Origin of the sequence: Flavobacterium pectinovorum (genome assembly GCF_006438875.1) — a bacterium.
Lineage (GTDB): Bacteria > Bacteroidota > Bacteroidia > Flavobacteriales > Flavobacteriaceae > Flavobacterium > Flavobacterium pectinovorum_A.
The window spans coordinates 1-14,982 of the sequence record NZ_RCZH01000034.1 but is presented as its reverse complement, the minus strand read 5'-3'; the positions used below and the strand labels follow the sequence as shown (position 1 = coordinate 14,982).

Sequence of the window (14,982 nt, the reverse complement as noted above, 5' to 3'; positions counted from 1 at the left end):
GCATCAGCTATCGTCTTAAAAAAAGCAATTGTTTCATTTGAAGCATTTGTTGTTATTTTAGAAATGGCTTCTTCTAAATTAAAAATACTGAAACCATCAATATCGTCGTCACACTGTTTTAAATTAGCAGTTGCAGTAACTACCGGCAAAGCTAAAACGGCAATTTTAAAAGAGGTAGTTGCTATACAGTCAGGATTTTCTTTGTTTGCAACTTTTACAAAAATAGTTTCAGTAGATATTGTGTTTTGATAGGCAGTTGGCGCAGCAATAAGTTTTGTAAAACCGGCATCTTTATAATAGGATATTGAAAACTGAGTAGCCAATTGTCCTTTTAAAATAGCTGAAGCTCGTTGCGTTAAGTCAAAAGAGATGCGACCATCAACATCAGTCCCAACACTCGTATTGTCGCAAGAAGTTAAATCTGGGATGGCATTGGCTAGTTCTGGTAATGGACTATCAAAAACATCAATTGCAAAGCTTGTACTGCTTTTACATCTTCCGTTAGCAGAATTTGAAATTTCAGCAGTAATGATTTCCTTTTGATAAGCAACTTTATTGGCGTAAGCAGTAGGTGTTGTGATAGCAATATTGTTTGCAAAATAATTCACCTTGTATAAGTTAGGATCTTGTCCGTTTAAAATAGCTGTATTTTGAATGGTTAAGTCAAAAGTATAGCTGCCATCATTGTTATCATCACAAGCCAATATATCTTTTGGCTTTGTAGCTGTGGGAACTTTTGATATAATAATATCTCTTGTTTTGCTGCTTGTGCCACCAGGGCTCTTGGCGGTAACTGAAACCGTAAAAGCTCCATCAGACAGGTAAGTATGCGTTGGATTAATATCTGTCGAAGTTGTTCCGTCTCCAAAATCCCATGTTGCAGAAGTTATAGATTTGTTACCGCTTAAAGAAAAAGTTGTGTTTTCTCCTAAACAATTATTTAGAACATTGATTCCAACATTAAAATAGGATTGAATGAATTGTGGTAAACCACTAATAGAGGTTGCATCATTTCCTAAAAAAAGCCTTTGTGCTACAAAATCACTCCCTACTCCTAATACATCTGGGTTATTAATAACGGAAACATATCTTTCCCCATAAAGAGCCCCGTAAATTTTACCGTCTGGGGCTAATTGAAGTGCTGATACTATATGTGGGTCAGGATTATTATAATTGGAGTGCAGAGTAGCTGCGGTACTGGCAATATTTGAAGCTCTTAAATCCAATTGGAGTAAATCCCCATCTTTTGTTGTAACATATGCTATGTTTCCTGATGGAGAAAATTCTGCCCCATAATTTGGCCAACTGTTTGATAAAATTACTATTGGATTACTCACAATCCCCGTTGCATTATCAAAATCAAATAATTCGACATTTAGATTTCTATTACTACTTATTACCTTATCACCATTAGGAGAAAATTTTAAGTAACCTACTGAACCTGATCTGTCTCCATCAATTATACTTCCCGCATTACTTACAATAGGATTTAAATTTACACCATTTGCTTTTATATTATAAGCTATAAAACGGTTGTTTCCAAAGCCATGTGATAGAACCCAATATCCGTCGCCGGCAGTATTTTTTATGGCAGTAAGTTTTTCACAAGAAGGAGTGTATAATAAAATGTTTTTTTTTGACGTTATATCTCCCAGACCTCCGTCTAAGGACATATCTACTTCTGAATATCTAAGTCCATCCGGACCTGCCAATTCAGGTACTGTAAAAATATAGTAAATATTAGGGTTGTTAGGCTTAGGTATTATAATTCCAGATTGTGTACTTGATGAGTGTCCCAATAAGTCGTTACCATTAGACATTATTTGATGATTTTTGTTCCAAACTCTAACTCCGTCAGTATAAAACAATAACTTCCCGCTTGCATCAGAAATGGTAGAACAACCTTCGTAAGTTATCATCTGGCTATCATTTATAACAACCGGGCTACCACTATTAAAATCAAGCCCTGCGAGATAACCAAAATACCAAATATTGGCTTCTCCTTGTGCAAAAGAATTAAAAGAGATGAATAATACAATAAGTAGTATTTTTTTGGGCATATTTTAGGTTAAGATGGGATTAATTGGTCGCTAAGATATAAAAAATGGAATTTACCAAAATTAGGTTTGTTGAATGATTTTGATTTTTTTCAGTATTAGATATTTTAAATAAATGATAAACTTGTATTCACAACATCTGATATAGTATCCGTAGAGTTGTTGTGAAGGGGTATTCAAATGTCTAATGACTTCGCATCTGCAATCTATATCAAAAGTAATATTTTATTGGTCTGATTAAAACAAAAAAAACCTTAAACTTCTCTGAAACTTTATGATATAGAATGTTAACAGGGAAGTTTTTGAGCCATTTTATTAGCTATTTTTCAAAACAAAATTATATGTTAATAATTTTTATTCACTCTTAAGATACTTGTTTTCTCATAATTCTTATATGATTAAAAAATATTATTTCAGAATGTGGAAACCCGTAATGTTTTATGAAATCCATCATTTAGATTTGCGCATAAAATAAACTCCTGAACGAAAATTGCGTATGAAAAAAATTTACTTATTACTTCCTCTTTTATTGCCGTTATTTACTTATCCTCAGGATATTATTTGGGAAAAATCATATGGAGGAACTCATGCAGATTATCTTTTTGATGCCCAGCCAACAGCCGATTATGGTTTTATTTTAGCGGGAAGCTCTGCGTCTAATAAAACAGGAAATAAGTCAGACGATAATCATGGAGATCTTGATTATTGGGTATGGAAAATGACTGAAAAAGGAGAGCTTGACTGGCAGAAAAGTTTTGGGGGAAGCGGTTTTGACTTACTTCAAAGCATCAAAACCACAAACGATGGAGGATTTATTCTGGCAGGAACATCAAACTCTGAGAATAGTTTTCAAAAAAATGAACCTTGCAAAGGACTTACAGATTTTTGGGTTATAAAATTAAATGCTTCAGGCGACGAACAATGGCAAAGAACCATTGGAGGCAATAGTTCGGAGGAATTATTGTGCGCTTTTCAGACCAGAGACGGAGGATATATTTTAGGAGGATCTTCGAGCTCAAGCCCTCTCTCTATTTCAGATATTAAACCTGATGCGAAGGCATTCACCACTACTAAAGCAGACTTGTACAGTAAATCCGAAAAAAGCCGGGGAAATATGGACTACTGGGTTGTAAAATTGGATAAACAAGGTGTAATTGAGTGGCAAAAAACATATGGAGGACAATATGCAGACTTACTCAAAAGCATGGAACAAACTACAGACAATGGTTTTATTTTGGCAGGATATTCAAACTCCTCTCAATCAGGAGAAAAAACAGATAGTAATAAAGGAATTGGCGATGTGTGGGTTATAAAAATAAATGATGTTGGTGAGATTCTATGGCAAAATTCATATGGAGCGGAAGGAGATGAGCAGCCTTACGTGATTCATCAGACCAGTGATGGAGGTTATATTATAGGAGCCATTTCAAATAGTAAAAATCCACTTACTTCATTGGGAGGAATTGTTGGAAACGGTACTGATTATTGGGTTTTGAAATTAGACGAAGACGGAGGAGTTATCTGGAGTAAAACCTATGATTTTGGGAAAACAGACGTTTTGACTTCTTTGGTAGAAAACAAAGATGATCATACTTACCTCATTGGTGGATATGCCCAAAGTGAAAACAGAATTCCAAGAAATGGTATTGTAGGGAAAGTGACCAATACGTTAGTTAAGGAAAAAGACGGAATCAATGATTATATCGCATTGAAGATTGATGAAAAAGGAGAAGAATTGTGGAAGAAAACTGTTGGAAGCGCAGGCGAAGATATCCTAAGGAAATTAGTCGAGACTAGAGATGGAGGATATTTAATGGCAGGGACCTCAAATTCAGGCGCTTCAAAAGATAAAAATTCAAGTATTGGCAGTAGTGATTTTTGGGTTGTGAAACTAAAAGACAAAACAAAAATCGAAAAAGTTAAAGCAAGTATAGAAGCTATTCCCAATCCGGTATCGACTTATACCAATGTAATTATAGGTTATGATTTTACCACAGGTACAGCTAGTGTAGTGGATATGACCGGTAGAATACTACAAAACTTTAGTATTTCAAGCAGAACAATACCAGTTGATTTAAGTGCTTACGCAGAAGGGATTTACATTATAAAAATAAAAACAGATGTAAAAACCGAATCTGTAAAGGTGATAAAAAGAATAACAAGTAAATAAAGATAGTGCAATAAGTTTCTCCATAAGTGTAAGAGATGTAATCTTTTACACTTATGAAGAAAACAATTGAGAACTCCAACTACAAATAATAATAATTTAATGATGACCAATATAAATACAAAAATCTTATTCATAATAAGGATAAAAATCTTTCTTTTTTTTATTTTAATACCATTAGGATTACTGGGGCAAGAGATGAGAGGATTTAAAGTTGGAGAGAGTATCTATTACCAACTTAATGCAAAAACTCCCGGTGTAACAGATTTTGTAAAATACGGTAATACTGCCACTCAATTGTATACAGGAGCCATTGATTTGCAAATTCCTTTAATTTCTGCCTCTCAAAAAAATCAAAATCCTATTAATGTTAGTATTGCTTATAATTCTTCTGGATTTCTTCCTGCTAAAAGATCCGGTTTAGTGGGATTGAATTGGTTTTTAAATGTGGGCGGTGCTATAACCAGAGAGGTTAGAAATACCCCGGACGATAATTACGGCACACCACAAGATGAATTCGGTACTTATGGTACTAATGGTTTTATTGTAGGAACTAAAAAAAATACCTATCCAATAGATGATGTTTATAGTTTTAAAAGTTCAACAGGTTATATTATACCTGATACGTCTTCTTGGTCTATAGGGGTTTTAAATAATGATGATGCTTATGAGCCGGCACCTGATATTTTTAGTTTTAATTTTAATGGAATATCGGGCAAATTTTTTATGGGTAATGATGGACAAGTAAAAGTTGTGACCAATGCCCCTAATTATTTAAAAGTCGATTTAACAAAATTTGCGATGCAAGAATTTGTAAATACATGTTATCCAAAAGAATCAGAAATCAAAATAACCGATAATCTAGGGAATCAATACTTCTTTGGCGGAACATTAAATAATCTGGAATTTACCATTCTTTTAGGAAGCCAGTATAGTGGTAAAATTCAGGGGACTCCAAGACCTATAATAACGTCATGGTTTTTAAGAAAAATAATTTATGCAGAGAATAATTCAGAGATAAATTTTACTTATCGAGAGGATACATTGCAAGGAAATTATTGTCTTGCAGCCAGCTTAGCCTCATTAAGAAACAATAAACCTTTTATAGCTTTAAATGGCTATACTGATGAAAGCAGATCATCATCTTTTAATCAATTATGTTGTGTAGGCGGAACTGAACAATCGACAGGAATTAGATCGTCGCCTTCCTACGAATTACAGAAAAAAGCTATTCTGGATAAGATTGAAGGGGATGATTTTATTATTAATTTTAATTATGGTGAGCAAGAGTATTTGTTTAATAAAAATCTTTTGGATGGCTCAATATTTGAATTTAAAGATGTGGAATTAGACAACATAAATCTTACAGATAAAAAAAATAATATTATTAATAATATTGATTTCATTTATCAATATATGGGCGGAGCAAATAATAGAATGTTCCTTAGTACAGTAACAGAATTAGGAAAAAAGCCCTATACTTTTGAATATGATGTAACAGATGATCTTCCTGATCCCAATACAAAGGGAATTGATTATTGGGGGTTTTGGAATGGTCTGGATGGACAAAATGGGCAATATGGTTTTATACCTAATATGACCTATAATGCAAACGGAGATTTTACCTATACTACCAATGTTAGGGAACCTGTTTTTAGTAAATCAAAACAAGGTTTATTGAGTAAGGTGACTTATCCCACGGGAGGAAACACAAAATTTGAATATCAGGCACATTTATACAGCAAGCGTCTTGAAAGAACTAGTTCTAACAATTTTAATCCTGCATTAGTAACGGTTAGTGGTACTGCCGGAGGAGCTAGAATATGGAAAATTACAGACTTTGACGGGGTAAATAGCAGTAATATAAGAGAATTTAAATATATAAAAAATTATTCTCCTGCAACTCCTGCAAACACTTTGTCAAGTGGTATATTGCTGCAATGGCCAAGATATGGCACCTATTGGAAGATTGACAATGGAAAAGGTCTTATAAGCGAACAAGCTCGTGTTTCATCAACCTCGTTTGGTAAGGCGATTACTGAGAACACAATGATAACTTATGGTGAAGTTGCAGAAGTAACCAGTACAAATGGATATGTTCTGAGTAAGTTTAAAGATTATGAATCGACACCTGACATAAGCAATAATAATACTAAGGATACAGGAAAATATGACCCTTCTTTTGTTACGCCAGCAAGATTATATGAAAATTTTGTGGGTCTATTTTTCGATGACAGGAGTATTGAAAGAGGCAAAATAATTTCTAAAAAAATATTCGATAATTCAAATAATTTACTTACCGAAGAACTTTTTTCTTATAATGATGATGTAAATCGTTTTAATAACTATAGTGTAAGTATTCATGGAACGGGATTATTGCTTCAGGCAAATAAAGTTTATTTTTATAATGATTATCTGAGTCAAAAAGTAACTAAAACGTATGCCAATAGTAGCTCATTAAGTACTACTGAAAATAATACTTATAACTCTTTGACTAACAATTTAATATCCAAGACATTATTAAATAGTATAGGAGAAAAATTAGAGACAAAGTATTTTTATCCTGGAGATTCTCAAATGTCAGGTGAACCTAATATTAATATTTTTGCTCTTAAAGGTATTACCGGTATACCATTAAAAACACAAGAGTTTAAAGGATTAGAAAAAATATCTGAGCAAAAAACACAATATGGATATGATACTTCTACAAGTAGTTTATTGGCCAGAAAGTATATTTATGCAAATAAAGGGGTAAGTGATGTCGCTTTAGCAGACAAAAAAATCACTTTCGACAAGTATGATGATAAAGGGAATGTATTACAATATACTCCGGAAGGGGGAATTCCTGTGTCTATAATTTGGGGATATAATAAAACACAACCTATAGCTAAAATTGAAAATATGCTGTATTCTTCTATTCCGGCAACGACTATCACAAATTTACAGACACTGTCAAATGCCGATAATGATAACTGTCTATCGTCAGATTGTGGTGAACAACAACTTAGAGAGGCATTAAAAACTTTTAGAAATTCACTTCCGGCAACTGCTTTTTTAACGACCTACACTTATAATCCTTTAGTCGGTATTACAAGTATTACAGATACTAAAGGAATAGCTGCCTATTATGAATACGATACAGCTAAGCGATTAAAATTTGTCAAAGATAAAGACTTAAATGTGCTCCAAAAATATTGTTACAATTACAAGGGACAGCAAGTTGACTGTACTGACAATACCTCGTCAAGCATAATTTTATATAAAAGTATATCTAGAAGCGGTCCTTTTACCAGAAGCAACTGTGGTCCGGGCGTTCCCGGGTCAACCGTTACTTATAACCAGGCTGCTGGCGCTGTAACATCTGTCATATCTCAAGCAGACGCTGATGCTCAAGGGTTAACTAAATTTAATACTGATGGACCGGTTTATGCCAATACTATCGGAGTTTGTATACTGCCTATAGTTTATACCTATGATTATACGTTTTCTGCTGCATCAAATAGTATGACTATAAGAGTGTATTGCTCCGTGGCAAACCATCCTAATGCTACTTTTAATTTTATAATTAACTATGAAAGCAAAGCTAATAAACCTTTGACATTGAGAAAAAGTATTGTTTTGGCAGCTGGTCAGGTTTCAGGTTCCGAAACATTTACATTAAGTGCGGCCGAAGGCAGTGAAAGTGTAGATCTTTCCGGGCCTGTTCAATAACAACAAGAAATTAAAAATATAAAAGAGATCTTAATGAAAAAATATATATCGATTATAATTTTATTGTTGGTTGCAATTCCAGGTATAAATGCTCAGACTTTCAGCGATGATAATTTTATTTACACTGCTGCACCCAAGAAAAAAGTGCAGTCGTTTAATTTCAGTACGCTGACAAAAGATGATATCAATCAAAGTGTGACTTATTTTGACGGATTAGGCCGCCCGGTTCAAACTACGGCAATAAATCAAGGAGATACTGATGGAGTGATTACTAATATAGATATTATCACGCCAATTGAATATGATAGTTTTGGCAGACAAGTAAAAGGGTATCTGCCATATCCCTTAACCAATAGTACGACAAGTTATGCAAGAATTGCCATGGCTTCATCGTTAACTACATTAAGTGGCGTTTACAATACCACTAAATACGAAAACACCACAAATCCATTTTCCGAAAAAAGGTTAGAAGCATCTCCGCTAAATCGTTTATTAGAACAAGCGGCACCGGGAAATGATTGGGCGCTGGCCAATACTAAAAAAAACACTATAAAACTGGATTACCAGATCAACACTACCGCCGACGCAGTAAGATTATATAAAGCTACTACAAGTTGGAATGTTACTAACCTTTCGTATGATATTACTTTTTCAGACGTGGGAAGTTATGCTCAATATGAATTGTACAAAATGGTAACTTTTGATGAGAATTCCGGTGTGAGTCCAACTGAAAAAGCAGGTTCAACAGTAGAATTTAAAAATAAAGAAGGACAGGTAGTTCTTAAGAGAACCTACGATGCAACAGTTAACCATGACACATATTATGTTTATGATATGTACGGAAACCTGACCTATGTGATTCCTCCACTGGCTTCAGGCACTATTAGTACTAATGTTTTAAATGGATTGTGCTACCAATATAAATACGATGATCGAAACCGATTGGCAGCCAAAAAACTGCCAGGCAAGCAATGGGATTTTATCGTGTATGATAAATTGAATAGACCTGTAGCAACCGGACCTGCTTTTTCACCTTGGGGAGATGGGACCATTGGAGTACTGATTACTGAGTACGATACTTTTGGAAGAATAACACAAACGGGTTGGAAAGTTCTAAGCGTTTCGGAGTCTACTCGTAGCACATGGCAAGCAAATATTAATGGAGGTATAAATCCTTTTGTTTTGGGAACTAATGATGTACTTACTAAAAACTATTATGACAACTATAGTTTTACCGGAGCGCAAATTCCACCCTCAACAATAGAATTACAAACGGTTCTAACAAATGTAAAAACTTTGCCTACCGGAAGTTGGATAAGAACCCTAACAATACCAACAGCGACGTTAGGTGAAACTAATACCATATTTTATGATGAATATGCCAGACCCATACAAACCTATAGTGTGAATTACTTAACAGGTTCTACCGTCAACAGTACTAATCTTGATTTTTCAGGAAAAATAATTTACTCCATTACAAAACATAAACGTACTTCAGCAAGTACAGATACGACCATAAGGGAAGATTTTAAGTACTCTCCACAAGATCGTTTACAAATCCGTACCCATCAAATAGGAGCCGGAGGTATAAAAGAACTTATGGCAGCCAATAGATACGACAATTTAGGAAAATTGATGAGTAAAAGAGTTGGCGATACTAATGTAACCGGAACTGCGGGTTTGCAAAAGGTAGATTATACTTACAATATTAGAGGCTGGCTCACAGAGATTAATAAAACAGCCAATTTGCAACAAGGAGCAGATCCTAGAGATTTATTTGCTTTTAAAATCAATTATAATAAGGTAGAAGGAAATGCGGGTTTTGCAAAGGCCCTTTATAATGGAAATATTGCTGAAACTTTTTGGAGTTCAGGTCTTGACGCACCTAATATCAGCCGGGGTTATGGATATCAGTATGATCAATTGAACCGCTTGAAAAATGCTTCTTACCAGGCTCCATTATTAGCAGATAACCAAAATTATTTTGGAGAGATTATGGACTATGATAAGAACGGAAATATTACCAAGTTGCAACGTAAGTATAGGACTGGTACAACGCTTAGTCCTTATGCTGGCGATTTGGATAATTTAGGGTATTTCTACAAGACAGACTCTAATCAGCTTATGAAAGTAACTGATGCTACCAACATACCCGGAGGGTTTACGGATGATAGTAATGGTACTAATGATACTGCTGATGACTACAATTATGACTTAAACGGAAATTTGATAAAAGATGACAATAAAGGTATTACTACTATTAGTTATAATCATTTTAATTTACCTAGAAAAATTACGTTTGGAACAAAAGGCAGCATTGAGTATATTTACAACGCAGCAGGGCAAAAATTACAGAAAATTGTAATTGATGGAATAAAACCTACCGTAACTACAGATTATTTAGGAGGATTTCAGTATAAAGATAATAATTTAGAGTTTTTTTCAACAGCAGAAGGATATGTTAAAAGCATAAGTAACGTCCTTTCTTATGTGTTTCAATACAAGGATCATCTGGGTAACATAAAAGCAAATTATACCAAGAATCCAGTAACAAAAGTTCTTGAAATTATTGATGAAGATAATTACTACCCTTTTGGTTTAAAACATGTTATTAGTTTCATAAGTTTGCCACCAAGCGATAATAAATATAAGTTTAATGGAAAAGAGCTCCAAGACGAGATGATCGGTGGGAATCAATTGAATCTCTACGATTACGGAGCGAGAAATTATGATCCTGCTTTGGGACGCTGGATGAATATTGACCCATTATCGGAAATTTCAAGAAGGAATTCTCCCTATAATTATGCACTTAACAATCCTGTGTTTTTTATTGACCCTAACGGAATGGCGGATGCCTCACACAGAGAAAATTATAATTCTCAGAATAAGGGATTAACTCCAACTCCCGAAATACAAGGTTTAAAAGGGTTTTTGCCTGAACGTTGGACAGGTGATACTGGTAGTAGTGACAATGACCCTCCAAATTATGCAGCTACAGGGGGAGAAAGTTTTGTAGATTGCACTACTGGTGAAACTTATCAAGGTAATGCAGATGGAACGTGGGCTCAAGCAATAGCCTTAGAATCTGTGACTGTGGGGCAAAGTTCTTCTGTGGGCTCTGGTGATTATGGATGGAATGACGGCTCGGCAGAAAGTTTTTGGCGTGAAGACGTACCTATTTCAAGTTCATTTCATACATTTTTCAACGGTTTAAATGATGGAGATAAATCTCAAATAGGCCTTGGGGCGGGTATGTTAGCATTGGATATCCTTACTTTAGGTGAAGGAAGTATTGCTTTAAAAGCAAGTGGAAAAACCGTTGAAACATATGCTTTAACAGCGAGGGCAAGCGGTTATTATCCTGTTATGACACGAGGTTTTAAAAGTGCAACAGAATTAGTTTATTTAGAAGCTGGAGAAGTATGGAAATATGGCATAACAAAAAATCCACTTACAAGGTACAGCCAAACATTTCTTAGAAATCTTGGGGAGCATGGGGTACAATATACGAAGATATTTGAAAGCACAGTACGAAGCGAAGCCGCAACAGTCGAAAAAATGATGATTCAACAATATGAGGCAATACATGGTGTATTGACTCCCGGAAATAAAGTAAGATTTTAGTATATGAGATTTAGTATAACTTCTGATACAAACTATGAAACAAAAGTATCAGACCAAGTAACAACTCAATTTCCTGCAAGAGAAGTTGAAGATTGGTTATATTTTAAAAATTATGGAGATGATCTGGTAGAAATCTTCATAGTATTAATGTGTAGAAGCCCTGAATATAATTTTAAACAACGTATTCGTATGGACAGAAAAAATAAAATATTGTATATTGATCTTATGTTGGATTATCATTATTTTGTTTCTAATATTAATCAAGATGATAGGATAAATAACGTGGCAAATAAAATCATAAATGAAATACCGCCAATCATAAAAAAATATAAATTAAAAGACTTTAATGTAGATTTATTTATGAAAGATTTAAAAGATTATTTAAAAAAGATTAGTTGGCTCTAAATTGGGTAAATTAAAAATAATCCCCCCGCTCTCCGAAGAGTGTTTCTTATGAAAAGCTGCGCAAATGTCTCTGACTTTGCGCAATTTTTTTATGATGTATAAAATGCACATTTTCTAAAATAATGGAACCAAGCATGGAAAAAATATAGCCTTAGCTATAAAAAAGTGTTCTAAAACTAATGATCAAAATAAAACCCCGCTTTCCGAAGAGTTCCTTATGAAAAGCTGCGCAATTTTTTTGTACTTATAAATCGTAAATCTTCTAAAAGTCTCCTGACTTTTTACTTATTGTTCTAAACGAATAAATAAGTAAGATAAATCATCTATTTTTGAGCTAAAAAAGAATAAGATGAAAGAAGGATATGTAATTCGAGATCAAAATTTGCCACATTTTATAACTCCAACAGTTGTCGAGTGGATAGATGTTTTTACGCGTCAGATTTATAGAGATATAGTAATTGAAAGTTTAGATTATTGTATAAAAAACAAAGGAATGATTTTGTATGGTTATGTAATAATGAGTAATCACATTCATATGATTGTGCAATCTGAAAATGGAAAATTATCAGATTTAATAAGGGATTTTAAAAAGTTTATAGCGAAGAATATTTTAGAGAAAATTCAAAATAGTCCTGAAAGCAGAAGAGAATGGATGTTAGAACGTTTTAAGTTAGTAACTCAAAGTCATCAGCGAAATAAAGAATATCAATTTTGGCAATATGGCAATCATGCTGAGGAAATTTATACGAACAAATTTATGTGGTCCAAGTTAGATTACATACATTTAAATCCTGTTAGAGCAGGTCTTGTAGCAAAAGCATCAGATTATGTTTATTCTAGTGCTAGTAACTACGTTAATGATTCGGGATTGTTAGAAATCGAAAAAGAGGATAATCCAATTGTGGACGTTTTGGATAGCAAATCGTTAATGCGTTACAATTTATATTGAGTTTAGGATAAAAGTCAGAGACTTAAGAGTTTTTTGTCTTTGATTCGGGTTTGTTTAGAATGGCGCAAAGTCAGAGACATTTGCGCAGCGTGTATAAGAAAAGAAGAGACTTCGGAGAGTTGGGGAATGCAATATTTAACTGAGTTTTGATATGAATAAGACTTTGAAAGTAATAATAGTATGTATAAGTGTAATAGTAATCAGCTTTTTATCTTATTTTTTTTATGATATTATAAGATACAGCCACTCTTCAGATTGGCAGACTTATAAACAATATATGTGGGTTTTTAAAGATTCTGCTAAAACAAATATTAATCCTAATTTCTGTTATAGTTATGTAAAAGAAAGGGATGTTTATAATAATTTTAATTATAAAGACAGTTATAATATAATTGTATGGGAGTTTAAAGACTTGGGTAATGCTGAATTGAAAAAATCAACTATTAACCAAAATGTTAATCTTGAAGATGTGAAGTTTGAGTCAGGAGAAATATTAAATAAGGGAAGCGACTTGGAATTTACGATTAACTATGGTTTTGTTTTTAATTCTGCCATGAATGTAAACTTAGATAAATATTCAAAAATAGAAAGAACCTTTGAAGGAGCTAATTATAAGGGGTTTTATGGTTCAATAAATCAGATGTCTCTAAGCAATGAAAAAGGAGAACATCAAATACTTTCAGATTTTACTAAAGGACTGACCCCAACAGTATTTTTATTTTACAAAGGGCATCAAAGTTTTTATATAATTATGATTTATTCGAAGAATCCGTTTGATGAGAATATAATTAAGATATTAAATTTGGAGTAGTTCCCCGATCTCCGAAGATTTCCTTATGAAAAGCTGCGCAAATGTCTATGACTTTGCGCATTTTTTGTTTCTTAGAAATTATAAACCCGATATAAGTCTTCCTGCTTTTTATGGTTAGTTCTTATTCTTGTCGTGGATTTTTTTTACATTCAAGAAAAAACATTCTAAGAAAATTGGTTTAAAGTCAGAGACTTTATGAAGTTTTTGTTTTTCAATTATATTTGTTTAAAATGTCGCAAAGTCAGAGACATTTGCGTAGCGTAAAGAAGAACACTTCGTAGAGCGGGGACATTTACGCTGCGTGTACAAGACAAGAAGAGACTTCGGAGAGCTGGGGATCCCAATAAGCCAGGAAATGTTTTAGAAAAAAACAGCCATACTGGTAAAGTAGTTTCCAAACCAGCACCTCCAGGTTATCCAGGTAAATAAAACAAGATATGAATACATATAAAGAAACTAGAGGAATACTTTTAATGCTTTATTCGGAAGTTGAATTGTCTGAAGAAAAGAAGTTGACTTTTTACAACGAATACATCTATAAAATAAGAAAATTAGCTTATTCGGGTAATACTGATGCGCAATATGATTTAGCCCAACATTATGAAGATATTGGATTTTTAGGAGATCCAAATCNGGATCCCAATAAGCCAGGAAATGTTTTAGAAAAAAACAGCCATACTGGTAAAGTAGTTTCCAAACCAGCACCTCCAGGTTATCCAGGTAAATAAAACAAGATATGAATACATATAAAGAAACTAGAGGAATACTTTTAATGCTTTATTCGGAAGTTGAATTGTCTGAAGAAAAGAAGTTGACTTTTTACAACGAATACATCTATAAAATAAGAAAATTAGCTTATTCGGGTAATACTGATGCGCAATATGATTTAGCCCAACATTATGAAGATATTGGATTTTTAGGAGATCCAAATCCGTGTTTTAATAATTCCAAAAGATTTTATTGGTATCTTAAAGCTGCAAAAAATAATAATGGTGCTGCATATAATAATTTAGCAGATTTAACTGAAAGAGGAGATGGATGTGAAATGGATTTAAACAAAGCACTAGATTATTATAAAAAATCTATGGAATTGGGAGATGCTCTCGGTAAAAAAAATTATAAAAAAATGTTAAGGGATTTAAATAAGGGAGGTATATATAATGCATTGTAAAGCCAGATGGCGCTGAAATATACTAAATTTTATCGTTAACGGATAGCGCAGTTTTGCAATCTTGACGGAGGACTTGGCGCAATAACC

General features: G+C 33.5%; 8 protein-coding genes. 7 read left to right on the top strand and 1 reads right to left on the bottom strand.

From position 1 onward, the window contains the following. Nucleotides 1-2,060: PKD domain-containing protein (locus EAH81_RS28090; protein ID WP_140512084.1), on the bottom strand; the 2,060-nt coding region annotated here is incomplete at its 3' end. Between the two features lie 493 nt (nt 2,061-2,553). On the opposite strand from EAH81_RS28090, the gene EAH81_RS27000 reads away from it, so the two are divergent. The 7 genes from EAH81_RS27000 (at nt 2,554) to EAH81_RS26965 (ending at nt 14,895) form a co-directional block, all read left to right on the top strand. Beyond that, nucleotides 2,554-4,227 (top strand): T9SS type A sorting domain-containing protein, encoded by a 1,674-nt coding sequence (locus tag EAH81_RS27000; protein ID WP_140512083.1) that lies wholly within the window; start codon nt 2,554-2,556, stop codon nt 4,225-4,227. Nucleotides 4,228-4,422: 195 nt separating this feature from the next. After that, nucleotides 4,423-7,935 (top strand): DUF5977 domain-containing protein, encoded by a 3,513-nt coding sequence (locus tag EAH81_RS26995; protein ID WP_140512082.1) that lies wholly within the window; start codon nt 4,423-4,425, stop codon nt 7,933-7,935. A gap of 33 nt (nt 7,936-7,968) precedes the next feature. Further along, complete coding sequence (locus tag EAH81_RS26990; protein WP_140512081.1) at nt 7,969-11,559, top strand: DUF6443 domain-containing protein; 3,591 nt, start codon at nt 7,969-7,971, stop codon at nt 11,557-11,559. Between the two features lie 3 nt (nt 11,560-11,562). Further along, the gene (locus tag EAH81_RS26985; protein ID WP_140512080.1) at nt 11,563-11,964 is read left to right on the top strand and encodes a hypothetical protein; all 402 of its coding nucleotides are present in this window, start codon (nt 11,563-11,565) and stop codon (nt 11,962-11,964) included. 349 nt (nt 11,965-12,313) lie between these two features. Continuing rightward, complete coding sequence (locus EAH81_RS26980) at nt 12,314-12,913, top strand: REP-associated tyrosine transposase (RefSeq protein ID WP_140512079.1); 600 nt, start codon at nt 12,314-12,316, stop codon at nt 12,911-12,913. Between the two features lie 151 nt (nt 12,914-13,064). Beyond that, on the top strand, nt 13,065-13,724 hold the full coding sequence (locus EAH81_RS26975) for a hypothetical protein (RefSeq protein WP_140512078.1): 660 nt from the start codon (nt 13,065-13,067) through the stop codon (nt 13,722-13,724). Nucleotides 13,725-14,460: 736 nt separating this feature from the next. Continuing rightward, nucleotides 14,461-14,895 carry a tetratricopeptide repeat protein gene (locus EAH81_RS26965; RefSeq protein ID WP_140512076.1) on the top strand — a complete coding sequence of 145 codons (435 nt, stop codon included), beginning with the start codon at nt 14,461-14,463 and terminating at the stop codon, nt 14,893-14,895. Nucleotides 14,896-14,982: the final 87 nt, after the last annotated feature.

Excerpts from the sequence above, each read along its gene's own strand:
- EAH81_RS26965 (WP_140512076.1), top strand. The coding sequence starts at position 14,461 with ATGAATACATATAAAGAAACTAGAGGAATACTTTTAATGCTTTATTCG.
- EAH81_RS26985 (WP_140512080.1), top strand. The coding sequence starts at position 11,563 with ATGAGATTTAGTATAACTTCTGATACAAACTATGAAACAAAAGTATCA.
- EAH81_RS27000 (WP_140512083.1), top strand. The coding sequence starts at position 2,554 with ATGAAAAAAATTTACTTATTACTTCCTCTTTTATTGCCGTTATTTACT.
- EAH81_RS26995 (WP_140512082.1), top strand. The coding sequence starts at position 4,423 with ATGAGAGGATTTAAAGTTGGAGAGAGTATCTATTACCAACTTAATGCA.
- EAH81_RS26990 (WP_140512081.1), top strand. The coding sequence starts at position 7,969 with ATGAAAAAATATATATCGATTATAATTTTATTGTTGGTTGCAATTCCA.
- EAH81_RS26975 (WP_140512078.1), top strand. The coding sequence starts at position 13,065 with ATGAATAAGACTTTGAAAGTAATAATAGTATGTATAAGTGTAATAGTA.
- EAH81_RS26980 (WP_140512079.1), top strand. The coding sequence starts at position 12,314 with ATGAAAGAAGGATATGTAATTCGAGATCAAAATTTGCCACATTTTATA.